The sequence below is a fragment of the Pseudomonas sp. BF-R-24 genome, assembly GCF_019947335.1.
Taxonomy (GTDB): domain Bacteria; phylum Pseudomonadota; class Gammaproteobacteria; order Pseudomonadales; family Pseudomonadaceae; genus Aquipseudomonas; species Aquipseudomonas jessenii.
Map to the genome: position 1 here is coordinate 1 of NZ_JAGYGG010000001.1, position 26,620 is coordinate 26,620.

Consider the following 26,620-nt stretch of genomic DNA (forward strand, 5'->3'; position numbering starts at 1 on the left):
TGAGGCGTTGAGCTAACCAATACTAATTGCCCGTGAGGCTTGACCATATAACACCCAAGCAATTTGACTACTCGAAAGAGCATCAGATTGCGGTGTGTGAAGACGAAAGAACCGAAAGTTCGACGCTCACAAAACACCGATTTTTATCACATACCCAATTTGCTGAAGCGAGGCCAGCCGGCCGCGACTCAGTACCCGAATTTCTTGACGACCATAGAGCGTTGGAACCACCTGATCCCATCCCGAACTCAGCAGTGAAACGATGCATCGCCGATGGTAGTGTGGGGTTTCCCCATGTGAGAGTAGGTCATCGTCAAGATTAAATTCCGAAACCCCTATCTGCGTATGCAGGTAGGGGTTTTGTTTTTGTCCGCGGGAAAGTCACGGCTACTGGATTTCTATGCAATCGCTCGGTGCGTGGCTATCATGCGGGCCTCATTGTGAGGCGAGACCTGCATGCTGACGTTGTTAAAGCTTCTTAAAGATGGCCGATTCCATTCGGGTCAAGCATTGGGTGCTGCCCTGGGCGTCAGCCGTAGTGCTGTGTGGAAGCAGCTTCAGCATTTGGAAGCTGAGCTGGGTTTGTCTATTCATAAGGTTCGTGGACGCGGCTATCAATTGTCCGCGCCATTGGCGCTGCTCGATCCTGCCGAGATAAGCGCTCAGGCGCTTTCTTGCAACTGGCCCGTCCGGGTTTACGATTCAATCGACTCCACTAATGCCGAGGCGCTGCGCGCTATTGAGCGTGGGCAAGCGGCGCCGTTTGTGGTGGTTTCGGAGCGGCAGACAGCCGGGCGTGGGCGACGTGGTCGCAAGTGGGTTAGTCCATTCGCAGAAAACGTCTATTACAGCCTGGTGCTACGCATTGATGGTGGGATGCGTCAGTTGGAGGGCTTGAGTCTCGTCGTTGGGCTCGCTGTCTTGCAGACGTTGCGTGAACTCGGTATTGCAGCCGCTGGATTGAAATGGCCTAACGATGTCCTTGTAGGTCAGAAAAAAATCGCGGGGATACTGCTCGAGTTGGTTGGTGATCCTGCAGATGTGTGTCACGTGGTCCTGGGAGTGGGAATCAATGTGAACATGCAGTCCGCTGACGAAGTGGACCAGCAATGGACATCCCTGCGGCTCGAGTCAGGCAAATTGTTTGATCGCAACCAATTGGTCGCGGTGTTGGGGGAGATGCTGCAGCGATACCTGGCTCGTCACCAGGCGGGTGGTTTTTTGGCCATCCAGTCGGAGTGGGAGCAAAATCATCTGTGGCAGGGGCGAAGCGTGTCGTTGATTGCCGGCGTCAATCAAATTGATGGTGAGGTACTTGGTATCGATGGCCAAGGCGCCTTGCGCCTGAAGGTGGATGGTGTGGAGAAAGTCTTCAGTGGTGGTGAGTTGAGCCTGAGGTTGCGTGATGATTCTTGAGCTCGATTGTGGGAATAGTTTCATCAAGTGGCGTGTGCTTGCCGTTGATGCCGGGCAGGTGCTTGGTGAGGGAGTCGTCGATTCCAATCTCGCATTGCTGGAGGGGTTGGGTGGGCTCAAAGGGCTTACCCTCACGTTTTGCCGGCTGGTGAGCGTCAGGACCGCGGAGGAAACCGCTGCGCTTACGTCTTTGCTCAGGGATACCTTTGATGTGCCGGTTGTGTGCGCAACGTCAGCGCGCGAAATGTCAGGTGTGCGCAATGGGTATGAGGAGTTTGAGCGGCTGGGTCTGGACCGGTGGCTTGCAATGCTCGGAGGCTTTCATCTGGCTTCGGGTGCGTGCCTGGTGCTCGACTTCGGTACGGCGGTGACTGCTGACTTTATCGCGGCGGATGGAGAGCACCTGGGTGGTTTCATCTGTCCGGGGATGCCGTTGATGCGAAACCAATTGCGCACCCACACTCGCAAAATTCGTTATGGGGATCTGGCGGCCGAGCAGGCTCTGGAAAGTCTTGTCCCGGGGCGCGCGACTGTCGAGGCTGTAGAGCGTGGCTGTCTGTTGATGTTGCGCGGCTTCGTAATGACTCAGCTCGAGTTGGCGCGCAGCTATTGGGGTGAGGACTTTGTCGTATTCCTCACCGGGGGTGATGCGAGCCTGGTTACTGAGGCCGTGCCTCAGGCCAGGGTTGTTCCGGACTTGGTGTTTGTCGGATTGGCCATGGCCTGTCCCTTGTCCTGAGGTTTTTATGCGTTGGTTGTTTCTGCTGCTGCTTGTCCTCAATGGCTTCTACTACATCTGGCATCAACAAGAGGCTCCTCTGCGCGCGAAGGATGTCACGCCTTTGAGTCTGTATCGCGGGTCTCAACAAGATATCCGCTTGTTGAGCGAAGCAGGTGACGTCTCCAAGGATAAGGGTAAAGCTGTCTCGACAGACAATGGCTGCCTTTATCTGGGCGGCTATACGCGCCAGGAGGCCGCGCAGGCGGTTGAGCGTCGTTTGGGCGGGATGGAGGTCAAGTATCAGTCCCTGCCGAAAGCTGCGACCGAAGGGGCAGGGTATTGGGTGCGTATCGCGCCGGAAAGCCGGCGTTGGCTGGACGATTTGCAGCTGATAAACCTTTCTAAAGAATTCAATGAGTTAAAACATAAAATAATGCCGTGCGAGGGGGTTGCACCCATCGAATAGTTTGCATAGAATGGCGCCCGCTCCACAGCGAACACCGGAAACGGTTAACGGTGTGAAGCGAGGTCAACGCAGCTAAGCTCAGGTTTTTAATGAGAAAAATGCTTGACAGAAGGCTGGCATGATGTAGAATGCCGGCTCGCTTAGGAGGGGTTCCCGAGCGGCCAAAGGGATCAGACTGTAAATCTGACGTCTACGACTTCGAAGGTTCGAATCCTTCCCCCTCCACCATTTTTAGCGAGAGCTGTAAGCCTCGCGGGTATAGTTTAGTGGTAGAACCTCAGCCTTCCAAGCTGATGATGCGGGTTCGATTCCCGCTACCCGCTCCAAGTTTACAGGTTTTGCACAGTTTTACGCTCTTGTAGCTCAGTTGGTAGAGCACACCCTTGGTAAGGGTGAGGTCAGCGGTTCAAATCCGCTCAAGAGCTCCATATAACAAGGCAGATATGAAAATATCTGCCTTTGTTTTAGGTGGTAGTGGTTGCGCCTGATTGTGTTTCTGAAGGTTGCCGGTGTCGAGAATGCCGGTGTTGCAACCAGGATTACCTGGTAAGTGTTGTAAAGTCTTTTTCGGGTCGGCATAATGGTCGGCCTGATTTTGTTTTAGGTCAGTAGCTCAATTGGCAGAGCGACGGTCTCCAAAACCGTAGGTTGGGGGTTCGATTCCCTCCTGACCTGCCAGATTCACTCGGTGTGTCTGGCTTTCTTTTCACAGGATCTTCATAGATGACTCCTAAAGCTGAAGCTCAAGGCTCTCGTTTCGACCTCCTCAAGTGGCTTGTAGTAGTCGCTCTGGTGGTTGTTGGCGTTGTTGGCAATCAGTACTTTTCTGCTTCGCCGATCCTGTACCGCGTACTCGCATTGCTTGCTATTGCTGCTGTAGCTGCCTTTGTAGGCCTGCAGACGGTCAAGGGCAAGTCTTTCTTTGTACTGGTTAAGGAAGCGCGCACCGAAATTCGTAAAGTCGTTTGGCCAACTCGCCAAGAAACCACGCAGACCACGTTGATCGTTGTGGCTGTTGTCCTGGTTATGGCGTTGCTGTTGTGGGGGCTTGATTCCCTGCTCGGCTGGCTTGTTTCCTTGATCGTCGGCTAAGGGTGTCCCGTGGCTAAGCGTTGGTATGTTGTGCATGCTTACTCCGGTTACGAGAAGCATGTAATGCGCTCGCTGATCGAGCGCGTAAAGCTGGCTGGTATGGAAGATGGCTTCGGCGAGATTCTGGTTCCCACTGAAGAAGTGGTTGAAATGCGCAATGGCCAGAAGCGCAAAAGCGAACGCAAATTCTTCCCTGGCTATGTGCTGGTGCAGATGGATATGAACGAGGGTACTTGGCACTTGGTCAAGGATACTCCTCGGGTGATGGGTTTCATCGGCGGTACTGCTGATAAGCCTGCGCCAATCACCGATAAAGAAGCAGAAGCCATTCTGCGTCGCGTTGCCGATGGTAGCGACAAGCCGAAGCCGAAGACGTTGTTCGAGCCGGGTGAGTCGGTGCGCGTCAACGACGGTCCGTTTGCGGACTTTACCGGTGTTGTTGAAGAAGTTAACTACGAAAAGAGCCGGATTCAGGTCGCAGTGCTCATTTTCGGTCGCTCTACTCCGGTGGAGCTCGAGTTCAGCCAGGTCGAAAAGGTCTAGTTGAACAAAAATCCCAACCCCGCAGCCGTAGGCTGTGGGGTTTTGTCGTCACTGGGATAAACGCGCAAGTAACCGGGGAGCCTCTCGAGGCGTTCGAACCCGTAATTGGAGTGCCTCATGGCCAAGAAGATTACCGCTTACATCAAGCTGCAAGTGAAGGCCGCTCAGGCTAACCCAAGCCCACCTGTTGGTCCTGCTCTGGGTCAGCACGGCGTGAACATCATGGAATTCTGCAAGGCTTTCAACGCCCGTACTCAGGGTCTTGAGCCAGGTCTGCCGACTCCAGTGATCATCACTGTCTACAGCGACCGTAGCTTCACTTTCGAAACCAAATCCACCCCTGCTTCGGTTCTGCTGAAGAAGGCGGCCGGTCTGACCAGCGGTTCCGCTCGTCCGAACACCGTTAAGGTTGGCACCGTGACCCGTGCTCAGCTGGAAGAAATCGCGAAAACCAAAAACGCGGATCTGACTGCAGCTGATATGGAAGCAGCCGTGCGTACCATCGCCGGTTCTGCTCGTAGCATGGGCCTTAACGTGGAGGGTGTGTAATGGCTAAGCTGACCAAGCGTCAAAAGGCTATCGCCGGCAAAATCGAAGCAGGCAAGGCCTACAACTTTGTAGACGCTGCTGCCCTGCTGGCCGAGCTGTCGACTGTCAAGTTCAGCGAGTCGTTCGACGTAGCTGTAAACCTGGGTGTTGACCCGCGTAAATCCGACCAGGTCGTTCGTAGCGCTACTGTGCTGCCACACGGCACTGGCAAGACCGTTCGCGTTGCTGTGTTCACCCAGGGTCCAGCTGCTGAAGCCGCTCTGGCTGCCGGCGCTGACCGCGTAGGCATGGACGACCTGGCTGCCGAAATGAAAGGCGGCGACCTGAACTATGACGTAGTGATCGCATCCCCGGATGCAATGCGCGTTGTAGGTCAGTTGGGTCAGATCCTCGGTCCACGTGGCCTGATGCCTAACCCTAAAGTCGGCACCGTAACTCCAGACGTAGCTACCGCGGTTAAAAACGCCAAGGCTGGTCAGGTTCGTTATCGCACCGACAAAAACGGCATCATCCACACTTCCGTTGGCAAGATCGGCTTCGACGCCGTCAAGCTGAAGGAAAACGTTGAAGCCCTGATCGCTGATCTGAAGCGTATCAAGCCAGCTTCCTCGAAAGGCATTTACGTCAAGCGCGTTACCCTGAGCACCACTATGGGCCCAGGTCTGGTCATCGACCAAAGCTCGCTCGACGCGTAAGACGCAGATTGGTGCAAGCGATTGCGCCAATTGAAAAATTGGGGTCCCTGCCTGGCGGGGGCTATCCAAGACCGTAGGCGACGCAAGTCTTAAACCACAAGCCTACGCAGATGGTGCTCCCGGTTCCTTACCGAATCAGACACCAAAACGACATCCGGTTTCGACCAGATGAAACGGTAACAAGCAGGAGTTAAACCCGTGGCAATTAAACTCGAAGACAAGAAGGCCATCGTCGCTGAAGTCAACGAGGCTGCCAAAGTCGCTCTGTCCGCTGTCGTGGCTGATGCCCGTGGCGTAACAGTAGGCGCGATGACCGGACTCCGTAAAGAGGCTCGTGAAGCTGGCGTTTACGTACGTGTTGTACGTAACACCCTGCTCAAGCGCGCTGTTGCTGACACTGAATTCAGTGTCCTCAACGACGTGTTCACTGGCCCTACCCTGATTGCGTTCTCCAAAGAACATCCAGGCGCTGCTGCCCGGATCTTCAAGGAATTCGCAAAGGGTCAGGACAAGTTCGAGATCAAGGCAGCTGCGTTCGAGGGCAAGTTCCTCGCAGCTAACCAAATCGACGTACTGGCAACTCTGCCGACCCGTGACGAAGCAATTTCTCAGCTGATGAGCGTGATTCAAGGCGCTACCAGCAAGTTGGCTCGTACTCTGGCGGCAATTCGCGACCAGAAAGAAGCTGCTGCAGCCTAAGGCTCGTCAACTTCTCGCGTTTTTTGTTTTTTTCGATGGTCGCGTAGGCCGTCCCCAATATCAGGAATTAGATTCATGTCTATCTCTCAGAACGATATCCTTGAAGCAGTTGGCAACATGTCCGTAATGGAAGTTGTTGAGCTGATCAAAGCTTTCGAAGAAAAATTCGGCGTTACCGCTGCTGCTGCATCGGCTGGTCCAGCTGTTGCTGCTGCCGTTGCTGAAGAGCAAACCGAATTCAACGTCATGCTGACCGAAGCTGGCGAGAAGAAAGTTAACGTGATCAAGGCTGTACGTGAACTGACCGGTCTGGGCTTGAAAGAAGCCAAGGCTGTAGTTGACGGCGCACCTGCCATGGTTCTGGAAGCTGTTGCCAAAGACGCAGCTGACAAAGCCAAAGCAGCTCTGGAAGAAGCAGGCGCTAAAGTCGAGCTGAAGTAAGCATCGACTTTGCTCCTCCAGCCCGAGCGTTAAGCGACAGGCTGATGGCTGGTGGCTCTTGCCACCGGCCTTTTTCCGTTATTGGCAGCCGACTGGGTCGGTGCTGATAACGTGCTGTAACCACCCGATGCGGTGGCGCAAACCATGGGGTTTGCACGATTTTCTGGCTGCTCCCGTCGGGAGGGGCCAAACAAGCAGGTGACCAAGCTGGGGAACGCTGATGGCTTACTCATATACTGAGAAAAAACGTATCCGCAAGGACTTTAGCAAGTTGCCGGACGTCATGGATGTGCCGTACCTCCTGGCCATCCAGCTGGATTCGTATCGTGAATTCTTGCAAGCGGGAGCGACTAAAGATCAGTTCCGCGACGTGGGCCTGCATGCGGCCTTCAAATCCGTTTTCCCGATCATCAGCTACTCCGGCAATGCTGCGCTGGAGTACGTCGGTTATCGCCTGGGCGAACCGGCATTTGATGTCAAAGAATGCGTATTGCGCGGTGTAACTTACGCCGTACCTTTGCGGGTAAAAGTGCGCCTGATCATTTTCGACAAAGAGTCGTCGAACAAAGCGATCAAGGACATCAAAGAGCAAGAAGTCTACATGGGTGAAATCCCCCTGATGACTGAGAACGGTACCTTCGTAATCAACGGTACCGAGCGTGTAATCGTTTCCCAGCTGCACCGTTCGCCAGGCGTGTTCTTCGACCACGACCGTGGCAAGACGCACAGCTCCGGTAAGCTGCTGTACTCCGCGCGCATCATCCCTTACCGCGGTTCGTGGCTGGACTTCGAGTTCGACCCGAAAGACTGCGTATTCGTGCGTATCGACCGTCGTCGCAAGCTGCCTGCCTCGGTACTGCTGCGCGCGCTGGGCTATACCACTGAAGAAGTGCTGGACGCGTTCTATACCACCAACGTATTCCACGTGAAGGGCGAGACCCTGAGCCTGGAGCTGGTGCCTCAGCGCCTGCGCGGTGAAATCGCTGTCCTCGATATTCAGGATGACAAAGGCAAGGTTATTGTCGAGCAGGGTCGTCGTATCACCGCTCGCCACATCAACCAGCTGGAAAAAGCCGGGATCAAAGAGCTGGATGTGCCTCTGGACTACGTCCTGGGTCGTACAACCGCCAAGGTCATCGTGCACCCGGCAACCGGCGAAATCCTGGCAGAGTGCAACACCGAGCTGAACACCGAGATCCTGGCCAAAATCGCCAAGGCTCAGGTTGTTCGCATCGAAACTCTGTACACCAACGATATCGACTGCGGTCCGTTCGTCTCCGACACCCTGAAGATCGACTCCACCAGCAACCAACTGGAAGCGCTGGTCGAGATCTATCGCATGATGCGTCCTGGCGAGCCGCCAACCAAGGACGCTGCCGAGACCCTGTTCAACAACCTGTTCTTCAGCCCTGAGCGCTATGACCTGTCTGCGGTCGGCCGGATGAAGTTCAACCGTCGTATCGGTCGTACCGAGATCGAAGGTTCGGGCGTGCTGTGCAAGGAAGACATCGTCGCGGTACTGAAGACCCTGGTCGACATCCGTAACGGTAAAGGCATCGTCGATGACATCGACCACCTGGGTAACCGTCGTGTTCGCTGCGTAGGCGAAATGGCCGAGAACCAGTTCCGCGTTGGCCTGGTACGTGTTGAGCGTGCGGTCAAAGAGCGTCTGTCGATGGCTGAAAGCGAAGGCCTGATGCCACAAGACCTGATCAACGCCAAGCCAGTGGCTGCGGCGGTTAAGGAGTTCTTCGGTTCCAGCCAGCTGTCCCAGTTCATGGACCAGAACAACCCGCTGTCCGAGATCACCCACAAGCGTCGTGTTTCTGCACTCGGCCCTGGCGGTCTGACTCGTGAGCGTGCCGGCTTTGAAGTGCGTGACGTACACCCGACTCACTACGGTCGTGTATGCCCGATTGAAACGCCGGAAGGTCCGAACATCGGTCTGATCAACTCCCTGGCCGCTTATGCGCGCACCAACCAGTACGGCTTCCTCGAGAGCCCGTACCGTGTGGTGAAAGACGCCCTGGTCACCGACGAGATCGTGTTCCTGTCCGCCATCGAAGAAGCCGATCACGTGATCGCTCAGGCCTCGGCCACGATGAACGACAAGAAAGTCCTGATCGACGAGCTGGTAGCTGTTCGTCACTTGAACGAATTCACCGTCAAGGCGCCGGAAGACGTCACCTTGATGGACGTATCGCCGAAGCAGGTAGTTTCGGTTGCTGCGTCGCTGATTCCGTTCCTCGAGCACGACGACGCCAACCGTGCGTTGATGGGTTCGAACATGCAGCGTCAAGCTGTACCCACCCTGCGCGCTGACAAGCCGCTGGTAGGTACCGGCATGGAGCGTAACGTAGCCCGTGACTCCGGCGTTTGCGTCGTGGCTCGTCGTGGCGGCGTGATCGACTCCGTCGACGCCAGCCGTATCGTGGTTCGTGTTGCCGATGACGAAGTTGAAACCGGTGAAGCCGGTGTCGACATCTACAACCTGACCAAATACACCCGCTCCAACCAGAACACCTGCATCAACCAGCGTCCGCTGGTGCGTAAGGGTGATCGGGTTCAGCGTAGCGACATCATGGCCGACGGTCCGTCCACCGACATGGGTGAACTGGCACTGGGTCAGAACATGCGCATCGCGTTCATGGCATGGAACGGCTTCAACTTCGAAGACTCCATCTGCCTGTCCGAGCGTGTTGTTCAGGAAGACCGTTTCACCACGATCCACATCCAGGAACTGACCTGTGTGGCCCGTGACACCAAGCTTGGCCCAGAGGAAATCACTGCCGACATCCCGAACGTGGGTGAAGCGGCTCTGAACAAGCTGGACGAAGCCGGTATCGTTTACGTAGGTGCTGAAGTTGGCGCAGGCGACATCCTGGTCGGTAAGGTCACTCCGAAAGGCGAGACCCAGCTGACTCCGGAAGAAAAACTGCTGCGTGCGATCTTCGGTGAAAAAGCCAGCGACGTTAAAGACACTTCCCTGCGTGTACCTACCGGTACCAAAGGTACTGTCATCGACGTACAGGTCTTCACCCGCGACGGCGTTGAGCGTGATGCTCGTGCCCTGTCGATCGAGAAGTCCCAGCTGGACGAGATCCGCAAGGACCTGAACGAAGAGTTCCGCATCGTTGAAGGTGCTACTTTCGAACGTCTGCGTTCCGCTCTGGTCGGCCACAAAGCCGAAGGCGGCGCCGGTCTGAAGAAAGGCCAGGACATCACCGACGAAGTTCTCGACGGTCTTGAGCACGGCCAGTGGTTCAAACTGCGCATGGCTGAAGATGCTCTGAACGAGCAGCTCGAGAAGGCTCAGGCCTACATCGTTGATCGTCGCCGTCTGCTGGACGACAAGTTCGAAGACAAGAAGCGCAAACTGCAGCAGGGCGATGACCTGGCTCCAGGCGTGCTGAAAATCGTCAAGGTTTACCTGGCAATCCGTCGTCGCATCCAGCCGGGCGACAAGATGGCCGGTCGTCACGGTAACAAAGGTGTGGTCTCCGTGATCATGCCGGTTGAAGACATGCCGCACGATGCCAACGGCACCCCGGTCGACGTCGTCCTCAACCCGTTGGGCGTACCTTCGCGTATGAACGTTGGTCAGATCCTTGAAACCCACCTGGGCCTCGCGGCCAAAGGTCTGGGCGAGAAGATCAACCGCATGGTTGAAGAGCAGCGCAAGGTCGCCGAGCTTCGCAAGTTCCTGCACGAGATCTATAACGAGATCGGCGGTCGTCAGGAAAGCCTCGATGACTTCTCGGACCAGGAAATCCTGGATCTGGCTCAAAACCTGCGTGGCGGCGTTCCAATGGCCACTCCAGTGTTCGACGGTGCCAAGGAAAGCGAAATCAAGGCCATGCTGAAACTGGCGGACCTGCCAGAAAGCGGCCAGATGCAGCTGACCGACGGCCGTACCGGCAACAAGTTCGAGCGCCCGGTTACCGTTGGCTACATGTACATGCTGAAGCTGAACCACTTGGTAGACGACAAGATGCACGCTCGTTCTACCGGTTCGTACAGCCTGGTTACCCAGCAGCCGCTGGGTGGTAAGGCGCAGTTCGGTGGTCAGCGTTTCGGGGAGATGGAGGTCTGGGCACTGGAAGCATACGGTGCCGCTTACACTCTGCAAGAAATGCTCACAGTGAAGTCGGACGATGTGAACGGCCGTACCAAGATGTACAAAAACATCGTGGATGGCGATCACCGTATGGAGCCGGGCATGCCCGAGTCCTTCAACGTGTTGATCAAGGAAATTCGTTCCCTCGGCATCGATATCGATCTGGAAACCGAATAACACGTGACGCGAATCGAGAGCGGGGCAGGATTGCCCGCTCTCTGCTCCGCCAGGAGGAAAGGCCTTGAAAGACCTACTGAATTTGCTGAAAAACCAGGGTCAAGTCGAAGAGTTCGACGCCATCCGTATCGGATTGGCATCGCCTGAGATGATCCGTTCGTGGTCGTTCGGTGAAGTTAAAAAGCCGGAAACCATCAACTACCGTACGTTCAAACCTGAGCGTGACGGCCTGTTCTGCGCCAAGATCTTTGGCCCGGTAAAGGATTACGAGTGCCTGTGCGGTAAGTACAAGCGCTTGAAGCACCGTGGTGTGATCTGCGAGAAGTGCGGCGTTGAAGTCGCGCTGGCAAAAGTTCGTCGTGAGCGCATGGCGCACATCGAACTGGCCTCGCCAGTAGCCCACATCTGGTTCCTGAAATCGCTGCCGTCCCGTATCGGCTTGCTGATGGACATGACCCTGCGTGATATCGAACGCGTTCTCTACTTCGAGAGCTATGTCGTTATCGATCCAGGCATGACCACCCTTGAAAAAGGTCAGCTGCTCAACGACGAGCAGTACTTCGAAGCGCTGGAAGAGTTCGGCGACGATTTCGATGCCCGCATGGGTGCCGAAGCTGTCCGCGAACTGCTGCACGCTATCGACCTGGAGCACGAGATTGGCCGTCTGCGTGAAGAGATTCCGCAAACCAATTCCGAAACCAAGATCAAGAAGCTGTCCAAGCGTCTGAAGTTGATGGAAGCCTTCCAGGGTTCCGGCAACCTGCCAGAGTGGATGGTGCTGACCGTTCTGCCGGTTCTGCCGCCAGATCTGCGTCCACTGGTCCCGCTGGATGGCGGTCGCTTCGCGACTTCCGACCTCAACGATCTGTATCGTCGAGTGATCAACCGTAACAACCGCTTGAAGCGCCTGCTGGATCTGTCCGCTCCGGACATCATCGTGCGCAACGAAAAGCGTATGTTGCAGGAAGCTGTCGACGCACTGCTCGACAACGGTCGTCGTGGCCGCGCTATCACCGGTTCCAACAAGCGTCCTCTGAAATCCCTGGCTGACATGATCAAGGGTAAGCAGGGTCGTTTCCGTCAGAACTTGCTCGGTAAGCGTGTTGACTACTCCGGCCGTTCGGTAATTACCGTAGGTCCGACCCTGCGTCTGCACCAGTGCGGTCTGCCGAAGAAAATGGCTCTCGAGCTGTTCAAGCCGTTCATTTTCGGCAAGCTTGAAATGCGTGGTCTCGCTACCACCATCAAGGCTGCCAAGAAGATGGTCGAGCGCGAACTGCCAGAGGTTTGGGACGTTCTCGCTGAAGTGATTCGCGAACACCCGGTTCTTCTCAACCGTGCACCGACTCTTCACCGTCTGGGTATCCAGGCGTTTGAACCGGTACTGATCGAAGGTAAGGCTATCCAGCTGCACCCTCTGGTCTGCGCCGCGTACAACGCCGACTTCGACGGCGACCAAATGGCCGTGCACGTACCGCTGACGCTGGAAGCCCAGCTTGAAGCGCGTGCGTTGATGATGTCGACCAACAACATTCTGTCGCCAGCCAACGGTGAGCCAATCATCGTTCCGTCGCAGGACGTTGTATTGGGTCTGTACTACATGACTCGTGAAGCGATCAACGCCAAGGGCGAAGGTCGTGTGTTCGCGGATCTGCAGGAAGTTGACCGTGTGTTCCGTGCCGGCGAAGCCGCACTGCACGCCAAGGTCAAGGTGCGGATCAACGAAACCGTCAACGACCGTGATGGCGGCAGCGTGACCAACACCCGTATCGTCGACACCACTGTCGGCCGTGCGCTGTTGTTCCAGGTTGTGCCAAAAGGTCTGTCGTACGACGTCGTCAACCTGCCGATGAAGAAAAAGGCGATCTCCAAGCTGATCAACCAGTGCTACCGCGTGGTTGGTCTGAAAGAGACCGTGATCTTCGCTGACCAGTTGATGTACACCGGTTTTGCCTATTCGACCATTTCCGGCGTTTCCATCGGTGTTAACGACTTCGTTATCCCGGATGAAAAAGCCCGCATCATCGGTGCAGCCACCGACGAAGTGAAAGAGATCGAAAGTCAGTATGCCTCCGGCCTGGTAACCCAGGGCGAGAAGTACAACAAAGTGATCGACCTTTGGTCCAAGGCGAACGACGAAGTTTCCAAGGCGATGATGGCCAACCTCTCGAAAGAGAAAGTCATCGACCGTCATGGCGTCGAAGTCGACCAAGAGTCTTTCAACTCGATGTACATGATGGCCGACTCGGGTGCGCGGGGTTCCGCAGCACAGATTCGTCAGCTGGCCGGTATGCGTGGTCTGATGGCCAAGCCGGACGGTTCCATCATTGAAACGCCGATTACCGCGAACTTCCGTGAAGGTTTGAGCGTACTCCAGTACTTCATCTCCACTCACGGTGCTCGTAAAGGTCTGGCGGATACCGCGTTGAAAACGGCGAACTCGGGTTATCTGACTCGTCGTCTGGTAGACGTGGCGCAGGATCTGGTTGTAACCGAGATCGATTGCGGCACCGAACACGGTCTGCTGATGACTCCGCACATTGAAGGCGGTGACGTTGTAGAGCCGCTGGGTGAGCGCGTATTGGGTCGAGTTATCGCCCGTGACGTATTCAAGCCAGGTACCGAGGACGTCATCGTTCCTGCCGGCACCCTGGTAGACGAGAAGTGGGTCGAGTTCATCGAGCTCAACAGCATCGATGAAGTGATCGTGCGTTCGCCGATCAGCTGCGAAACCCGTTTCGGTATTTGCGCCAAGTGCTACGGTCGCGATCTGGCTCGTGGTCACCAGGTGAACATCGGTGAAGCGGTCGGCGTTATCGCTGCCCAGTCCATCGGTGAGCCGGGTACCCAGCTGACGATGCGTACGTTCCACATCGGTGGTGCGGCAAGCCGGACCTCTGCAGCCGACAGCGTTCAGGTGAAGAATGGCGGTACCGTCCGTCTGCACAACCTGAAGCATGTTGAGCGAGTGGATGGTCACCTGGTTGCCGTGTCCCGTTCCGGTGAGCTGGCCATCGCTGATGACTTCGGTCGTGAGCGTGAGCGTTACAAGCTGCCGTACGGTGCCGTGATTTCGGTTAAAGAAGGTGACAAGGTCGAAGCTGGCGCCATCGTGGCCAAGTGGGATCCGCACACTCACCCGATCGTTACCGAAATGAAAGGTACCGTGACCTACGTGGGCATGGAAGAAGGCATCACGATCAAGCGTCAGACCGACGAATTGACCGGTATGACCAACATTGAAGTACTCGACGCCAAAGATCGCCCAGCTGCCGGTAAAGACATCCGTCCTGCCGTGAAGATGGTCGACGACAACGGCAAGGATCTGTTGCTGCCAGGCACTGACGTTATCGCTCAGTACTTCCTGCCAGCCAACGCCCTGGTCGGTGTAGCGGATGGTGCGAAGATCGCGATCGGTGATGTTATCGCTCGTATCCCGCAAGAGACTTCGAAAACTCGAGACATCACCGGTGGTCTGCCGCGTGTTGCCGACTTGTTCGAAGCCCGTCGTCCGAAAGAAGCGTCGATTCTGGCTGAAGTCAGCGGCACCATCGCGTTCGGTAAAGAGACCAAGGGCAAGCGCCGTCTGGTTATCACCCCGAACGACGGTAGCGATCCGTACGAAGAGCTGATTCCGAAGTGGCGTCACCTGAACGTGTTCGAAGGCGAACAGGTAAACCGCGGCGAAGTTATCTCCGACGGTCCGAGCGATCCACACGACATCCTGCGTCTGCTGGGTGTGAGTGCGCTGGCCAAGTACATCGTCAACGAGATCCAGGACGTTTACCGTCTGCAAGGCGTGAAGATCAACGACAAGCACATCGAGACCATCTTGCGTCAGATGCTGCGTAAAGTTGAGATCGCTGAATCCGGCGATTCCAGTTTCATCAAGGGCGACCAGATGGAATTGACTCACGTACTGGTAGAGAACGAGCGTCTGAGCGGCGAAGACAAGTTTGTCTCCAAGTTCACTCGTGTTCTGCTGGGTATCACCAAGGCGTCGTTGTCCACCGAATCGTTCATCTCGGCGGCTTCCTTCCAGGAAACCACTCGCGTACTGACCGAAGCGGCGGTAACCGGCAAGCGCGATTACCTGCGCGGCCTGAAAGAAAACGTGGTCGTGGGTCGTCTGATCCCGGCCGGTACCGGCCTGGCTTATCACAGCGAGCGTAAGCGCCGCCGTGATGCAGACAAGCCGTTGCGCGTAAGCGCCAGTGAAGTGGAAGCTGCACTGACCGAAGCGCTGAACTCGAGCGGTAACTGAGTTCTGCGGTAAATGAGTGTGAGGCCCTGGTCACTCCGTTCATCGAATCGAGACAAATTGTCGAGATTGGATGAGCGGGGAGGGCGGGGCCTTGCCTTGACTGGGGACAAGATCCTCTTTAGACTCTTGTACCCCTAAATTTGGCGGGAACTCGTTCCTGCCATTTTGCTTTTCTTGCAAGACAATAGCGTCGCAAGACAACAGTGGAGCTAGTAGATGGCAACTATCAACCAGCTGGTACGTCAGCCGCGTAAGCGTATCGTCGAGAAATCCGACGTGCCTGCGCTGCAGAACTGCCCGCAACGCCGTGGCGTGTGCACCCGTGTGTACACCACCACGCCGAAAAAACCTAACTCGGCACTGCGTAAAGTATGCCGTGTGCGCCTGACCAACGGTTTCGAGGTTTCCTCGTACATCGGCGGTGAAGGCCACAACCTGCAAGAGCACAGCGTGGTACTGATCCGCGGCGGTCGTGTAAAAGACTTGCCAGGTGTTCGTTACCACACCGTTCGCGGTTCGTTGGATACTTCCGGTGTTAAAGGTCGTAACCAGGGTCGTTCGAAGTACGGTACCAAGCGTCCGAAGTAATCGGCCGTTTTGCAGTTTTTCATTTTATTGAGTCGATAAGAGTAAGGTCGGGCACGCATCCATAGGAGCTGTCCCGGGCTAACCTGAAGACCGTTTGAGGGCTTATCAATGCCAAGACGTCGCGTAGCAGCCAAGCGTGAGATTCTGGACGATCCGAAATACGGAAGCCAAATCCTCGCCAAATTCATGAACCACGTAATGGAAAGCGGCAAGAAAGCCGTTGCCGAGCGTATCGTTTATGGTGCCCTGGATACCGTGAAGGCTCGTAAGGCCGGCACCGATCCCCTGGAACTCTTCGAAAAAGCACTCGACGCCATCGCTCCGCTGGTCGAAGTGAAGTCGCGCCGCGTTGGTGGTGCTACTTACCAGGTTCCGGTCGAGGTTCGTCCTTCCCGTCGTAACGCTCTGGCAATGCGCTGGTTGGTAGACTACGCCCGCAAGCGCGGCGAGAAGTCTATGGCTCTGCGTTTGGCTGGCGAACTGTTGGACGCTGCCGAAGGTAAAGGTGCTGCAGTTAAGAAGCGTGAAGACGTTCACCGTATGGCTGAAGCCAACAAGGCTTTCTCGCACTACCGCTTCTAATTTTAGCGTCACTAATTTTGCGAGGGCTTTATGGCTCGTACAACACCGATTAATCGCTACCGTAACATTGGTATCGTCGCACACGTGGATGCTGGTAAAACCACCACCACTGAGCGCGTCCTTTTTTACACTGGCAAAAGTCACAAAATGGGCGAGGTGCATGACGGCGCCGCGACCACAGACTGGATGGTGCAGGAGCAGGAGCGTGGTATTACCATTACTTCTGCTGCCATTACCGCCTTCTGGCAGGGTTCCGCCAAGCAGCACAAAGACCAGTACCGTTTCAACGTCATCGATACCCCGGGCCACGTAGACTTCACTATTGAAGTTGAACGTTCCCTGCGTGTACTCGACGGCGCGGTCGTTGTGTTCTGCGGTACTTCCGGCGTTGAGCCACAGTCCGAAACCGTATGGCGTCAAGCCAACAAGTACGGTGTTCCACGTATCGTTTACGTGAACAAGATGGACCGTGCCGGTGCGAACTTCCTGCGCGTGATCGCTCAGATCAAGCAGCGTCTGGGTCACACTCCGGTGCCTATCCAGCTGGCTATCGGTTCCGAAGACAACTTCCAGGGTCAGATCGATCTGATGACCATGGAAGCCGTTTACTGGAACGATGCCGACAAGGGTATGACTCCTCGTCGTGAAGCCATCCCTGCTGAACTGCAGGAACTGGCTGAAGAGTGGCGCAACAACATGGTTGAGGCTGCGGCCGAAGCCAGCGAAGAGCTGATGAACAAGTACCTTGAAGGTGAAGAGCTCACCGTCGAGGAAATCAAGGGTGCTCTGCGTCAGCGTACTATCGCTGGTGAGATCGTTCTGGCTGTTTGCGGTTCTTCCTTCAAGAACAAGGGTGTTCCCCTGGTTCTCGACGCCGTTATCGACTACCTGCCGGCTCCAACCGACATTCCTGCCATCAAGGGTACTGACCCGGATGACGAGGAAAAGCAGATGGAGCGTCATGCAGACGACAACGAGCCGTTCTCGGCTCTGGCGTTCAAGATCGCTACCGACCCATTCGTGGGTACCTTGACTTTCGTCCGTGTTTACTCGGGCGTGTTGGCCTCCGGCGACGGCGTGATCAACTCGGTCAAAGGCAAGAAAGAGCGCGTGGGTCGTATGGTGCAAATGCACGCAAACGCCCGTGAAGAGATCAAGGAAGTACGCGCTGGTGACATCGCGGCCCTGATCGGCATGAAGGACGTCACCACTGGTGAAACCTTGTGCAACGCTGACAAGCCAATCATCCTGGTTCGCATGGACTTCCCGGAGCCGGTTATTTCGGTTGCCGTAGAGCCTAAGACCAAGGATGACCAGGAAAAAATGGGTATCGCTCTGGGCAAGCTTGCTCAGGAAGACCCGTCTTTCCGCGTCAAGACTGATGAAGAGACTGGTCAAACGATCATCTCTGGCATGGGCGAGTTGCACCTGGACATCCTGGTTGACCGGATGCGCCGTGAGTTCAACGTCGAAGCCAACATCGGTAAGCCTCAGGTTTCGTATCGTGAGCGCATCACGAAGAATTGCGAAATCGAAGGCAAGTTCGTTCGTCAGTCCGGCGGTCGTGGCCAGTTCGGCCATTGCTGGATCCGTTTTGCTCCTGCTGACGAAGGTCAGGAAGGTCTGCAATTCGTGAACGAAGTAGTGGGTGGTGTGGTTCCTAAGGAATACATCCCGGCTATCCAGAAGGGTATCGAAGAGCAGATGAAGAACGGCGTAGTTGCCGGCTATCCGCTGATCGGCCTGAAGGCTACCGTGTTTGATGGTTCTTACCACGACGTCGACTCGAACGAGATGGCGTTTAAGGTGGCTGCTTCCATGGCGACCAAGCAACTGGCCCAGAAGGGCGGTGGTGAGTTGCTCGAGCCGATCATGGCGGTAGAGGTTGTTACGCCTGAAGACTATATGGGTGACGTGATGGGCGACCTTAACCGTCGTCGCGGCATGATTCTGGGTATGGAAGACACGGTCTCCGGTAAGGTGATCCGTGCTGAAGTTCCGTTGGGCGAGATGTTCGGTTATGCGACCGACGTTCGTTCGATGTCCCAGGGTCGCGCAAGCTACTCTATGGAATTCAAAAAATACAATACAGCTCCGTCGCACATCGTCGAAACTGTAACCAAAAAACAAGGCTGATTCAGTCCTTTAGGCAAGGAGTTAATTGTCGTGGCTAAAGAAAAATTTGATCGTTCCCTACCGCACGTCAACGTTGGCACCATCGGTCACGTTGACCACGGTAAAACCACTCTGACCGCAGCTCTGACTCGCGTTTGCTCCGAAGTTTTCGGTTCCGCAATCGTTGATTTCGATAAAATCGACAGCGCGCCAGAAGAAAAAGCTCGTGGTATCACCATCAACACCGCGCACGTCGAGTACAACTCGAAGATCCGTCACTACGCTCACGTTGACTGCCCAGGTCACGCTGACTATGTGAAGAACATGATCACCGGTGCTGCCCAGATGGACGGCGCGATCCTGGTTTGCTCGGCCGCTGATGGTCCGATGCCACAAACCCGTGAGCACATCCTGCTGTCCCGTCAGGTAGGCGTTCCGTACATCGTGGTTTTCCTGAACAAGGCTGACCTGGTAGACGACGCTGAGCTGCTGGAACTGGTCGAGATGGAAGTTCGCGACCTGCTGTCCACCTACGACTTCCCGGGCGATGACACTCCAATCATCATCGGTTCGGCTCGTATGGCGCTGGAAGGCAAAGACGACAACGAAATGGGCACCACTGCCGTTCGTAAGCTGGTTGAAACCCTGGACAGCTACATCCCAGAACCAGAGCGTGCTATCGACAAGCCATTCCTGATGCCAATCGAAGACGTATTCTCGATCTCGGGTCGTGGTACTGTTGTGACTGGTCGTATCGAGCGCGGTATCGTTCGCGTTCAAGATGCACTGGAAATCGTTGGTCTGCGTGACACCACCACCACCACCTGCACCGGTGTTGAAATGTTCCGCAAGCTGCTCGACGAAGGTCGTGCTGGCGAGAACTGCGGCGTTCTGCTGCGTGGTACCAAGCGTGACGACGTTGAGCGTGGCCAGGTTCTGGTTAAGCCAGGTTCGGTTAAGCCGCACACCAAGTTCACCGCAGAAGTTTACGTTCTGAGCAAGGAAGAAGGCGGTCGTCACACTCCGTTCTTCAAAGGCTACCGTCCACAGTTCTACTTCCGTACTACTGACGTGACTGGTAACTGCCAGCTGCCAGAAGGCGTTGAAATGGTAATGCCAGGTGACAACATCCAGATGGAAGTTACCCTGATCAAGACCATCGCAATGGAAGACGGCCTGCGTTTCGCTATCCGTGAAGGCGGTCGTACCGTCGGCGCTGGCGTCGTAGCCAAAATCATCGAGTAAGCATCTCTTTTGAGATAGCTTCGATGCTTTGAAAGGCCCCCGCTCAGCGGGGGCTTTTTTATTGGGTTGACACCCATCTGGGGCGTCTATAGAATTGCGCCTCCTTTTAACGGGCGTATTGCGCCCGGTGGGAATAGCAGCCGGAGTCTGAAATCCAATGCAAAATCAGCAAATCCGAATCAGGTTGAAGGCTTTCGACCATCGCCTGATCGACCAATCAACCCAGGAAATCGTGGAAACCGCGAAACGTACTGGTGCTCAAGTGCGTGGTCCAATTCCACTGCCTACCCGTAAAGAACGGTTCACCGTTCTGGTCTCCCCGCACGTCAACAAAGACGCGCGTGACCAGTACGAGATCCGTACTCATAAGCGTGTTCTGGACATCGTCCAGCCAACGGATAAAACCGTTGATGCTCTTATGAAGCTTGATCTTGCGGCCGGTGTGGAAGTGCAGATCAGCCTCGGCTAAGACTCGGTCTTAGTCGTGTAACGCTCTGAAATGGGCGGCCATAGCGGGTGAAAGCCCCGTACACTCATGAGGTTTACAACATGACTATTGGTGTAGTCGGTCGTAAAGCGGGTATGACCCGTATTTTCACCGAAGAAGGTGTCTCCATTCCGGTCACGGTCATTGAGATCGAACCGAATCGCGTCACCCAGTTCAAAACTGAAGAGACCGATGGCTATCGTGCAGTGCAAGTCACTGTCGGCGAGCGTCGTGCTTCGCGTGTAACAGCAGCTCAGGCTGGCCACTTCGCTAAAGCGAACGTTGCCGCTGGTCGTACCGTAATGGAATTCCGCCTTGAAGAAGGCGAGTACCAGGCCGGCGATCTGATCAACGCTGAAATCTTCGCCGCTGGTCAACTGGTTGATGTAACCGGTCAGTCCAAGGGTAAAGGCTTCCAGGGTACGATCAAGCGTTGGAATTTCCGCGGGCAAGATAACACCCACGGTAACTCCGTATCCCACCGCGTTCCAGGCTCTATCGGCCAGTGCCAGACTCCTGGTCGTGTATTCAAGGGCAAAAAAATGTCCGGTCATATGGGCGCTGAGCGCGTGACCGTGCAGTCCCTCGAAGTAGTGCGCGTGGACGCTGAACGCAATCTGTTGTTGGTCAAGGGCGCTGTTCCTGGCGCTACTGGCGGCAACTTGGTTGTACGTCCAGCAGCCAAGGCTCGCGGTTAAGGGGAAGCTGACATGCAATTAAATGTAAATGACGCTCAAGCGATCGAAGTTTCCGAACTGACATTTGGCGGCGAATTCAACGAGACGCTGGTTCACCAAGCAGTCGTAGCCTACATGGCTGGCGGTCGTCAGGGTTCCAAGCAGCAAAAGACCCGTTCCGACGTTCGTGGTGGCGGTAAGCGCCCATGGCGTCAGAAAGGTACTGGCCGTGCTCGTGCCGGTACTATCCGTAGCCCAATCTGGCGTGGCGGCGGTACCACTTTCGCAGCTCGTCCTCAGGATCACTCCCAGAAGCTGAACAAGAAGATGTATCGCGCAGCAATGCGTTCCATCCTTGCTGAGCTGGTGCGTACTGATCGTCTGGTCGTGGTTCAGGATTTCGCCGTTGAAACGCCGAAAACCAAAGACCTGCTGGGCAAACTGAACAACATGAGCCTGACCGACGTTCTGATCGTGTCCGACGCTGTTGATCAGAACCTGTACCTGGCTGCTCGTAACCTGCCACACGTAGATGTACGTGACGTGCAAGGTTCCGATCCAGTTAGTCTGATCGCATACGACAAGGTGTTGATCACCGTGTCGGCCGTGAAGAAATTCGAGGAGCTGCTGGGATGAACCAGGAACGCGTATTTAAAGTTCTGCTTGGCCCACACGTTTCCGAGAAGGCTACGGTTCTGGCAGACAAGAAAGGCCAGTTCGTTTTCAAGGTTGCTACTGATGCAACCAAGCTGGAAATCAAGAAGGCCGTCGAAAGCCTGTTCAGCGTGAAAGTAGAGCGTGTTACTACCCTGAACGTTCTGGGTAAGAGCAAGCGCACTGCTCGCGGTCTGGGCAAGCGTAATGACTGGAAGAAGGCAGTTATCTCCCTTCAGCCAGGCCAAGATCTCGATTTCAGCAGCAGTGCTGAGTAAGGAAGGGGTGCATCATGGCAATCGTTAAATGCAAACCGACTTCCCCTGGCCGCCGTTTTGTGGTCAAGGTGGTCAACCAGGAGCTGCATAAAGGCGCTCCTCACGCACCGCTGCTCGAGAAGAAATCGAAGACTGGTGGTCGTAACAACAATGGTCGTATTACCACTCGTCACATCGGTGGTGGCCATAAGCAGCATTACCGTATGGTCGATTTCCGTCGCAATGACAAAGATGGCATCGTCGCCACTGTCGAGCGTATCGAATACGATCCAAACCGTACTGCTCACATCGCACTGCTCTGCTACGCAGACGGCGAGCGCCGCTACATCATCGCCCCTAAAGGCGTGAGTGCTGGCGACACGCTGATCGCAGGCGCTCTGGCTCCAATCAAGCCAGGTAACGCTCTGCAACTGCGCAACATTCCAGTCGGTTCTACCGTACACGGCATCGAACTGAAGCCAGGTAAAGGCGCACAGATCGCTCGTTCCGCTGGTGCTTCGGCTCAGCTGATCGCTCGTGAAGGCGTGTACGTTACCCTGCGTCTGCGTTCCGGTGAAATGCGTAAAGTCCTGGCTGAATGCCGTGCGACCCTGGGCGAAGTCTCGAACTCCGAGCACAGCCTGCGTTCGCTGGGTAAAGCTGGTGCCAAACGCTGGCGTGGCGTTCGCCCAACCGTTCGTGGTGTTGCCATGAACCCGGTTGACCACCCACATGGTGGTGGTGAAGGTCGTACCTCTGGTGGTCGTCATCCGGTATCGCCATGGGGCTTCCCGACTAAGGGCGCGAAGACTCGTGGTAATAAGCGTACCGACAAAATGATCGTCCGTCGTCGCAAGTAAATAGAGGGATACGACAGTGCCACGTTCTCTGAAAAAAGGTCCTTTTATCGATCTTCACCTACTGAAGAAGATCGAAGTGGCGGCGGAAAAGAACGATCGCAAACCGGTGAAAACCTGGTCGCGTCGTTCGATGATCCTGCCACAAATGGTCGGTCTGACCATCGCAGTACACAACGGTCGTCAGCACGTCCCAGTTCTCGTGAACGAAGACATGGTCGGCCACAAACTGGGCGAGTTCGCCGGTACCCGCACTTATCGCGGGCACGTGGCTGACAAGAAAGCCAAGCGTTAAGGGGTTAGGAAATGGAAGTAGCCGCTAAGTTGTCGGGCGCTCGAATCTCCGCCCAGAAAGCCCGCTTGGTCGCCGACCAGATCCGCGGGAAGAAGGTGGGCGAAGCGCTCAACCTGTTGGCTTTCAGCAGTAAGAAAGCCGCCGAGATCATGAAGAAAGTGCTGGAGTCGGCCGTAGCCAACGCCGAGCATAACGAAGGCGCAGACGTTGATGACCTGAAGGTCAGCACTGTTTTCGTCAACGAAGGGCGTTCGCTGAAGCGCATCATGCCACGTGCCAAAGGCCGTGCTGATCGCATCGTCAAGCGGTCTTGCCATATCACTGTCAAGGTTGCTGACAAGTAACGGAGTCGAAGAGATGGGTCAGAAAGTACATCCCATTGGCATTCGCCTGGGAATCGTCAAGGAGCACACCTCCGTCTGGTACGCAGACGGTCGGACTTATGCGGACTATTTGCTCGCAGATCTGAATGTGCGTGAGTACCTCCAAGACAAACTAAAAAGCGCGTCCGTAAGCCGTATCGATATCCATCGTCCGGCCCAAACTGCACGCATCACCATCCACACCGCTCGTCCAGGTATCGTTATCGGGAAGAAAGGTGAAGATGTTGAGAAACTGCGTCAGGACCTGACCAAGCAAATGGGTGTGCCTGTGCACATCAATATCGAAGAGATCCGCAAGCCGGAGCTCGACGGTATGCTGGTTGCGCAGAGCGTAGCTCAGCAGCTGGAGCGTCGCGTAATGTTCCGTCGCGCTATGAAGCGCGCAGTACAGAACGCCATGCGCATTGGTGCCAAAGGCATCAAAATCCAAGTGAGCGGTCGTCTCGGCGGTGCTGAAATCGCACGTACTGAATGGTATCGCGAAGGTCGTGTGCCATTGCACACCCTGCGTGCCGACATCGACTATGCCAACTACGAAGCTCACACCACTTACGGTGTGATCGGTGTAAAGGTTTGGATCTTCAAAGGCGAAGTAATTGGTGGTCGCCAAGAAGAACTGAAACCACAAGCACCAGCGCCTCGTAAAAAAGCTGCTAAGTAAGGGGTACGCCAAATGTTGCAACCAAAGCGTACGAAGTTCCGCAAGCAGATGACTGGTCACAACCGTGGCCTGGCATTGCGCGGTAGCAAAGTCAGCTTCGGCGAGTTCGCGCTGAAGTCTGTTGCTCGTGGTCGTCTCACCGCTCGTCAGATCGAGTCAGCGCGTCGTGCTCTGACCCGTCACGTAAAACGTGGCGGCAAGATCTGGATCCGTGTATTCCCGGACAAGCCGATCTCCAAAAAACCTCTCGAGGTTCGGATGGGTAAAGGTAAGGGTAACGTGGAATACTGGGTTGCCCAGATTCAGCCAGGCAAAGTCCTGTATGAAATCGAGGGTGTTTCTGAAGAGCTGGCGCGTGAGGCTTTCGCCCTGGCTGCTGCAAAGCTGCCGCTCGCCACCTCCTTTGTTAAACGGACGGTGATGTGATGAAAGCGAATGAACTTCGTGAAAAATCCGCACAGCAGCTGAACGAGCAACTGCTCGGCCTGCTGCGCGACCAGTTCAATCTGCGTATGCAGAAAGCAACTGGCCAGTTGGGGCAGTCTCATCTGCTCTCGCAAGTTAAGCGTGACATCGCTCGCGTGAAGACTGTGCTCAACCAGCAGGCAGGTAAGTAATCATGGCTGAAGCCGAAAAAACTGTCCGTACGCTGACTGGCCGTGTTGTCAGCGACAAGATGGACAAAACCATCACCGTTCTGATCGAGCGTCGCGTTAAGCACCCGATCTACGGTAAATACGTTAAGCGTTCGACTAAGCTGCACGCGCACGACGAAACCAATCAGTGCCACATCGGCGACAAAGTCACTATTCGTGAAACTCGTCCTTTGGCCAAGACCAAGTCTTGGGCGCTGGTTGATGTTCTCGAACGCGCTGTGGAAGTCTAAGGACTAGGGGTCGGAGAAATTATATGATTCAGACTCAATCCATGCTCGATGTGGCCGATAACAGCGGCGCTCGCCGCGTTATGTGCATCAAGGTGCTGGGTGGCTCCCATCGTCGTTACGCTGGTATCGGTGACATCATCAAAGTTACCGTCAAGGAAGCAATTCCTCGCGGTAAAGTGAAAAAAGGCCAAGTGATGACTGCTGTTGTAGTCCGCACTCGTCACGGCGTACGTCGTGCTGATGGCTCCATTATCCGCTTTGATGGCAACGCTGCTGTTCTTCTGAACAACAAGCAAGAGCCGATCGGCACCCGTATCTTTGGGCCAGTGACCCGTGAACTTCGTACTGAGAAGTTCATGAAGATCGTCTCGCTCGCCCCAGAAGTGCTGTAAGGAGATCCGACATGCAAAAGATTCGTCGTGACGACGAGATCATCGTGATCGCCGGCAAAGACAAAGGTAAGCGCGGTAAGGTGCTTAAGGTTCTCGCTAACAACCGTCTGGTTATTGGTGGTCTGAACCTGGTCAAGCGTCATACCAAGCCTAACCCTATGTCGGGCGTGCAGGGCGGTATCGTCGAAAAAGAAGCTCCACTGGATGCTTCTAACGTCGCCATTTTCAACGGCGAAACCAACAAGGCTGACCGCGTTGGTTTCAAAGTAGAAGACGGCAAGAAAATTCGTGTCTTCAAGTCGACCCAAAAAGCGGTTGATGCTTGAACACTGCTAGGTAGATGAGACCATGGCACGACTAAAAGAGATTTACCGGAAGGAAATTGCTCCGAAACTTAAGGAAGAACTTAAGCTTTCGAACGTGATGGAAGTTCCGCGCGTTACCAAAATCACCCTGAACATGGGTCTGGGCGAAGCGATCGGCGACAAAAAAGTCATCGAGCACGCTGTTGCTGACCTGGAAAAGATCACCGGCCAGAAAGTCGTTGTGACCTACGCTCGCAAATCCATCGCTGGCTTTAAAGTCCGTGAAGGTTGGCCGATCGGCGTCAAAGTGACCCTGCGCCGTGAGCGTATGTACGAGTTCCTGGATCGTCTGCTGTCGATCTCCCTGCCTCGGGTTCGCGACTTCCGCGGCCTGAATGCCAAGTCCTTCGATGGTCGTGGCAACTACAGCATGGGCGTGAAAGAGCAGATCATCTTCCCGGAAATCGACTACGACAAGATCGATGCTCTCCGCGGTCTGGACATCACCCTGACCACCACTGCCAAGAACGATGATGAAGGCCGCGCTCTGCTGCGTGCGTTCAAATTCCCGTTCCGCAACTGATTGGAGTAGGACCATGGCCAAGATGAGCATGAAAAACCGCGAGCTGAAGCGTCAGCTCACGGTTGCCAAGTACGCCAAGAAGCGTGCAGCACTGAAAGCTATCATCGTTGATCTGAACGCAAGTCCAGAAGCGCGTTGGGAAGCTACAGTAGCCCTGCAGAAGCAGCCACGTGACGCAAGCGCTTCGCGCATGCGTAACCGCTGCCGCCTGACCGGTCGTCCACACGGCGTTTACCGCAAGTTCGGCCTCGGCCGTAACAAGCTGCGTGAAGCTGCCATGCGTGGTGACGTACCGGGTCTGGTTAAAGCCAGCTGGTAAGTACTGTCAAAGTCTCGGTGTCCAGGATCGCAAGATCCTGACCACCGGTGGCCTTGAATCTGGATCAAGCCCCTTTTGGGGCTTGATTCATTTCCGGGGTGTGTCTAGAATACCCGGCTCGCCTGAGCCCGTGTTTTTCATGCTCGGAGATTCT

At 55.4% G+C, this 26,620-nt stretch carries 30 protein-coding genes, 4 tRNA genes and 1 rRNA gene; all 35 read left to right on the top strand.

All coding sequences use genetic code 11. The features are described from left to right. The first annotated feature begins 203 nt into the window (after nucleotides 1-203). Nucleotides 204-319: ribosomal RNA gene (gene rrf, locus KGA98_RS00005) — 5S ribosomal RNA — on the top strand. Between the two features lie 137 nt (nucleotides 320-456). After that, complete coding sequence (birA, locus tag KGA98_RS00010) at nucleotides 457-1,416, top strand: bifunctional biotin--[acetyl-CoA-carboxylase] ligase/biotin operon repressor BirA (protein ID WP_223499866.1); 960 nt, start codon at nucleotides 457-459, stop codon at nucleotides 1,414-1,416. After that, nucleotides 1,406-2,155: a pantothenate kinase gene (locus KGA98_RS00015; protein WP_223499877.1), complete on the top strand. Its 750-nt coding sequence runs from the start codon at nucleotides 1,406-1,408 to the stop codon at nucleotides 2,153-2,155. Before birA ends, KGA98_RS00015 begins: the two co-directional genes overlap by 11 nt. Nucleotides 2,156-2,162: 7 nt before the next feature. Further along, nucleotides 2,163-2,603 carry a hypothetical protein gene (locus KGA98_RS00020; RefSeq protein WP_223499879.1) on the top strand — a complete coding sequence of 147 codons (441 nt, stop codon included), beginning with the start codon at nucleotides 2,163-2,165 and terminating at the stop codon, nucleotides 2,601-2,603. 143 nt (nucleotides 2,604-2,746) lie between these two features. Then, nucleotides 2,747-2,831 (top strand) — tRNA-Tyr (locus tag KGA98_RS00025). 24 nt (nucleotides 2,832-2,855) lie between these two features. Further along, a tRNA-Gly gene (locus tag KGA98_RS00030) sits at nucleotides 2,856-2,929 on the top strand. Between the two features lie 26 nt (nucleotides 2,930-2,955). Beyond that, nucleotides 2,956-3,031 (top strand) — tRNA-Thr (locus KGA98_RS00035). A 174-nt stretch (nucleotides 3,032-3,205) separates the two neighbouring features. Continuing rightward, nucleotides 3,206-3,281, top strand: a tRNA-Trp gene (locus KGA98_RS00040). A 45-nt stretch (nucleotides 3,282-3,326) separates the two neighbouring features. Next, nucleotides 3,327-3,695, top strand: a complete 369-nt coding sequence (gene secE, locus KGA98_RS00045; protein ID WP_007984402.1) for a preprotein translocase subunit SecE — start codon at nucleotides 3,327-3,329, stop codon at nucleotides 3,693-3,695. Between the two features lie 9 nt (nucleotides 3,696-3,704). Further along, on the top strand, nucleotides 3,705-4,238 hold the full coding sequence (gene nusG, locus KGA98_RS00050) for a transcription termination/antitermination protein NusG (protein ID WP_007984405.1): 534 nt from the start codon (nucleotides 3,705-3,707) through the stop codon (nucleotides 4,236-4,238). A 117-nt stretch (nucleotides 4,239-4,355) separates the two neighbouring features. After that, nucleotides 4,356-4,787: a 50S ribosomal protein L11 gene (rplK, locus tag KGA98_RS00055; RefSeq protein WP_007933726.1), complete on the top strand. Its 432-nt coding sequence runs from the start codon at nucleotides 4,356-4,358 to the stop codon at nucleotides 4,785-4,787. After that, nucleotides 4,787-5,482 carry a 50S ribosomal protein L1 gene (gene rplA / locus KGA98_RS00060; protein WP_003186095.1) on the top strand — a complete coding sequence of 232 codons (696 nt, stop codon included), beginning with the start codon at nucleotides 4,787-4,789 and terminating at the stop codon, nucleotides 5,480-5,482. Before rplK ends, rplA begins: the two co-directional genes overlap by 1 nt. A 198-nt stretch (nucleotides 5,483-5,680) precedes the next feature. After that, nucleotides 5,681-6,181, top strand: coding sequence for a 50S ribosomal protein L10 (gene rplJ / locus KGA98_RS00065; RefSeq protein WP_007970413.1), 501 nt, complete (start codon nucleotides 5,681-5,683; stop codon nucleotides 6,179-6,181). A 75-nt stretch (nucleotides 6,182-6,256) separates the two neighbouring features. After that, nucleotides 6,257-6,622, top strand: coding sequence for a 50S ribosomal protein L7/L12 (rplL, locus tag KGA98_RS00070; protein ID WP_007970414.1), 366 nt, complete (start codon nucleotides 6,257-6,259; stop codon nucleotides 6,620-6,622). Between the two features lie 220 nt (nucleotides 6,623-6,842). Continuing rightward, entirely contained in the window at nucleotides 6,843-10,916 is a 4,074-nt protein-coding gene (rpoB, locus tag KGA98_RS00075) for a DNA-directed RNA polymerase subunit beta (protein WP_007984407.1), read from the top strand. Between the two features lie 64 nt (nucleotides 10,917-10,980). Further along, nucleotides 10,981-15,180: a DNA-directed RNA polymerase subunit beta' gene (rpoC, locus tag KGA98_RS00080; protein ID WP_008053876.1), complete on the top strand. Its 4,200-nt coding sequence runs from the start codon at nucleotides 10,981-10,983 to the stop codon at nucleotides 15,178-15,180. Nucleotides 15,181-15,396: 216 nt separating this feature from the next. Continuing rightward, nucleotides 15,397-15,768 carry a 30S ribosomal protein S12 gene (gene rpsL, locus KGA98_RS00085; RefSeq protein WP_003186084.1) on the top strand — a complete coding sequence of 124 codons (372 nt, stop codon included), beginning with the start codon at nucleotides 15,397-15,399 and terminating at the stop codon, nucleotides 15,766-15,768. A gap of 108 nt (nucleotides 15,769-15,876) precedes the next feature. Then, on the top strand, nucleotides 15,877-16,350 hold the full coding sequence (rpsG, locus tag KGA98_RS00090; protein ID WP_007994653.1) for a 30S ribosomal protein S7: 474 nt from the start codon (nucleotides 15,877-15,879) through the stop codon (nucleotides 16,348-16,350). A gap of 30 nt (nucleotides 16,351-16,380) precedes the next feature. Beyond that, nucleotides 16,381-18,486: an elongation factor G gene (gene fusA, locus KGA98_RS00095; RefSeq protein WP_057713099.1), complete on the top strand. Its 2,106-nt coding sequence runs from the start codon at nucleotides 16,381-16,383 to the stop codon at nucleotides 18,484-18,486. A 30-nt stretch (nucleotides 18,487-18,516) separates the two neighbouring features. Further along, complete coding sequence (tuf, locus tag KGA98_RS00100) at nucleotides 18,517-19,710, top strand: elongation factor Tu (protein WP_008053875.1); 1,194 nt, start codon at nucleotides 18,517-18,519, stop codon at nucleotides 19,708-19,710. 157 nt (nucleotides 19,711-19,867) lie between these two features. Next, the gene (gene rpsJ, locus KGA98_RS00105; RefSeq protein ID WP_003186070.1) at nucleotides 19,868-20,179 is read left to right on the top strand and encodes a 30S ribosomal protein S10; all 312 of its coding nucleotides are present in this window, start codon (nucleotides 19,868-19,870) and stop codon (nucleotides 20,177-20,179) included. A gap of 80 nt (nucleotides 20,180-20,259) precedes the next feature. Next, the gene (rplC, locus tag KGA98_RS00110) at nucleotides 20,260-20,895 is read left to right on the top strand and encodes a 50S ribosomal protein L3 (RefSeq protein WP_007955641.1); all 636 of its coding nucleotides are present in this window, start codon (nucleotides 20,260-20,262) and stop codon (nucleotides 20,893-20,895) included. A gap of 12 nt (nucleotides 20,896-20,907) precedes the next feature. Then, complete coding sequence (gene rplD / locus KGA98_RS00115) at nucleotides 20,908-21,510, top strand: 50S ribosomal protein L4 (protein ID WP_003228735.1); 603 nt, start codon at nucleotides 20,908-20,910, stop codon at nucleotides 21,508-21,510. Then, complete coding sequence (rplW, locus tag KGA98_RS00120) at nucleotides 21,507-21,806, top strand: 50S ribosomal protein L23 (RefSeq protein WP_002555488.1); 300 nt, start codon at nucleotides 21,507-21,509, stop codon at nucleotides 21,804-21,806. The genes rplD and rplW overlap by 4 nt, the downstream gene beginning before the upstream one ends. Before the next feature lie 14 nt (nucleotides 21,807-21,820). Further along, nucleotides 21,821-22,645 carry a 50S ribosomal protein L2 gene (gene rplB / locus KGA98_RS00125; RefSeq protein WP_008018194.1) on the top strand — a complete coding sequence of 275 codons (825 nt, stop codon included), beginning with the start codon at nucleotides 21,821-21,823 and terminating at the stop codon, nucleotides 22,643-22,645. A 16-nt stretch (nucleotides 22,646-22,661) separates the two neighbouring features. Continuing rightward, nucleotides 22,662-22,937 (top strand): 30S ribosomal protein S19, encoded by a 276-nt coding sequence (rpsS, locus tag KGA98_RS00130; RefSeq protein ID WP_002555486.1) that lies wholly within the window; start codon nucleotides 22,662-22,664, stop codon nucleotides 22,935-22,937. A gap of 11 nt (nucleotides 22,938-22,948) precedes the next feature. Next, nucleotides 22,949-23,281, top strand: coding sequence for a 50S ribosomal protein L22 (gene rplV, locus KGA98_RS00135; protein WP_003103908.1), 333 nt, complete (start codon nucleotides 22,949-22,951; stop codon nucleotides 23,279-23,281). 13 nt (nucleotides 23,282-23,294) lie between these two features. After that, complete coding sequence (gene rpsC / locus KGA98_RS00140) at nucleotides 23,295-23,981, top strand: 30S ribosomal protein S3 (protein ID WP_007970424.1); 687 nt, start codon at nucleotides 23,295-23,297, stop codon at nucleotides 23,979-23,981. A gap of 12 nt (nucleotides 23,982-23,993) precedes the next feature. Further along, entirely contained in the window at nucleotides 23,994-24,407 is a 414-nt protein-coding gene (gene rplP, locus KGA98_RS00145; RefSeq protein WP_003228729.1) for a 50S ribosomal protein L16, read from the top strand. Next, nucleotides 24,407-24,598 (top strand): 50S ribosomal protein L29, encoded by a 192-nt coding sequence (gene rpmC / locus KGA98_RS00150; RefSeq protein ID WP_002555481.1) that lies wholly within the window; start codon nucleotides 24,407-24,409, stop codon nucleotides 24,596-24,598. The genes rplP and rpmC overlap by 1 nt, the downstream gene beginning before the upstream one ends. Before the next feature lie 2 nt (nucleotides 24,599-24,600). Continuing rightward, nucleotides 24,601-24,867 carry a 30S ribosomal protein S17 gene (rpsQ, locus tag KGA98_RS00155; protein WP_003176419.1) on the top strand — a complete coding sequence of 89 codons (267 nt, stop codon included), beginning with the start codon at nucleotides 24,601-24,603 and terminating at the stop codon, nucleotides 24,865-24,867. Between the two features lie 23 nt (nucleotides 24,868-24,890). After that, nucleotides 24,891-25,259 (top strand): 50S ribosomal protein L14, encoded by a 369-nt coding sequence (rplN, locus tag KGA98_RS00160; protein ID WP_002555479.1) that lies wholly within the window; start codon nucleotides 24,891-24,893, stop codon nucleotides 25,257-25,259. A gap of 11 nt (nucleotides 25,260-25,270) precedes the next feature. After that, nucleotides 25,271-25,585: a 50S ribosomal protein L24 gene (rplX, locus tag KGA98_RS00165; protein WP_003176416.1), complete on the top strand. Its 315-nt coding sequence runs from the start codon at nucleotides 25,271-25,273 to the stop codon at nucleotides 25,583-25,585. Between the two features lie 22 nt (nucleotides 25,586-25,607). Then, nucleotides 25,608-26,147 (top strand): 50S ribosomal protein L5, encoded by a 540-nt coding sequence (gene rplE, locus KGA98_RS00170; RefSeq protein ID WP_003210069.1) that lies wholly within the window; start codon nucleotides 25,608-25,610, stop codon nucleotides 26,145-26,147. 13 nt (nucleotides 26,148-26,160) lie between these two features. Then, nucleotides 26,161-26,466, top strand: coding sequence for a 30S ribosomal protein S14 (gene rpsN, locus KGA98_RS00175; protein WP_003176414.1), 306 nt, complete (start codon nucleotides 26,161-26,163; stop codon nucleotides 26,464-26,466). Nucleotides 26,467-26,620 lie beyond the last annotated feature (154 nt).

Coding starts and splice junctions, on each gene's coding strand:
- rplX (WP_003176416.1), top strand. CDS start 25,271: ATGCAAAAGATTCGTCGTGACGACGAGATCATCGTGATCGCCGGCAAA.
- secE (WP_007984402.1), top strand. CDS start 3,327: ATGACTCCTAAAGCTGAAGCTCAAGGCTCTCGTTTCGACCTCCTCAAG.
- rplN (WP_002555479.1), top strand. CDS start 24,891: ATGATTCAGACTCAATCCATGCTCGATGTGGCCGATAACAGCGGCGCT.
- rpsN (WP_003176414.1), top strand. CDS start 26,161: ATGGCCAAGATGAGCATGAAAAACCGCGAGCTGAAGCGTCAGCTCACG.
- rplW (WP_002555488.1), top strand. CDS start 21,507: ATGAACCAGGAACGCGTATTTAAAGTTCTGCTTGGCCCACACGTTTCC.
- rpsQ (WP_003176419.1), top strand. CDS start 24,601: ATGGCTGAAGCCGAAAAAACTGTCCGTACGCTGACTGGCCGTGTTGTC.
- rplB (WP_008018194.1), top strand. CDS start 21,821: ATGGCAATCGTTAAATGCAAACCGACTTCCCCTGGCCGCCGTTTTGTG.
- rpmC (WP_002555481.1), top strand. CDS start 24,407: ATGAAAGCGAATGAACTTCGTGAAAAATCCGCACAGCAGCTGAACGAG.
- fusA (WP_057713099.1), top strand. CDS start 16,381: ATGGCTCGTACAACACCGATTAATCGCTACCGTAACATTGGTATCGTC.
- rplE (WP_003210069.1), top strand. CDS start 25,608: ATGGCACGACTAAAAGAGATTTACCGGAAGGAAATTGCTCCGAAACTT.
- KGA98_RS00020 (WP_223499879.1), top strand. CDS start 2,163: ATGCGTTGGTTGTTTCTGCTGCTGCTTGTCCTCAATGGCTTCTACTAC.
- rplP (WP_003228729.1), top strand. CDS start 23,994: ATGTTGCAACCAAAGCGTACGAAGTTCCGCAAGCAGATGACTGGTCAC.
- rplK (WP_007933726.1), top strand. CDS start 4,356: ATGGCCAAGAAGATTACCGCTTACATCAAGCTGCAAGTGAAGGCCGCT.
- rpsL (WP_003186084.1), top strand. CDS start 15,397: ATGGCAACTATCAACCAGCTGGTACGTCAGCCGCGTAAGCGTATCGTC.
- rplC (WP_007955641.1), top strand. CDS start 20,260: ATGACTATTGGTGTAGTCGGTCGTAAAGCGGGTATGACCCGTATTTTC.
- rpsC (WP_007970424.1), top strand. CDS start 23,295: ATGGGTCAGAAAGTACATCCCATTGGCATTCGCCTGGGAATCGTCAAG.
- rplL (WP_007970414.1), top strand. CDS start 6,257: ATGTCTATCTCTCAGAACGATATCCTTGAAGCAGTTGGCAACATGTCC.
- rplD (WP_003228735.1), top strand. CDS start 20,908: ATGCAATTAAATGTAAATGACGCTCAAGCGATCGAAGTTTCCGAACTG.
- rpsG (WP_007994653.1), top strand. CDS start 15,877: ATGCCAAGACGTCGCGTAGCAGCCAAGCGTGAGATTCTGGACGATCCG.
- rplA (WP_003186095.1), top strand. CDS start 4,787: ATGGCTAAGCTGACCAAGCGTCAAAAGGCTATCGCCGGCAAAATCGAA.
- rpoB (WP_007984407.1), top strand. CDS start 6,843: ATGGCTTACTCATATACTGAGAAAAAACGTATCCGCAAGGACTTTAGC.
- birA (WP_223499866.1), top strand. CDS start 457: ATGCTGACGTTGTTAAAGCTTCTTAAAGATGGCCGATTCCATTCGGGT.
- KGA98_RS00015 (WP_223499877.1), top strand. CDS start 1,406: ATGATTCTTGAGCTCGATTGTGGGAATAGTTTCATCAAGTGGCGTGTG.
- rplV (WP_003103908.1), top strand. CDS start 22,949: ATGGAAGTAGCCGCTAAGTTGTCGGGCGCTCGAATCTCCGCCCAGAAA.
- rpsJ (WP_003186070.1), top strand. CDS start 19,868: ATGCAAAATCAGCAAATCCGAATCAGGTTGAAGGCTTTCGACCATCGC.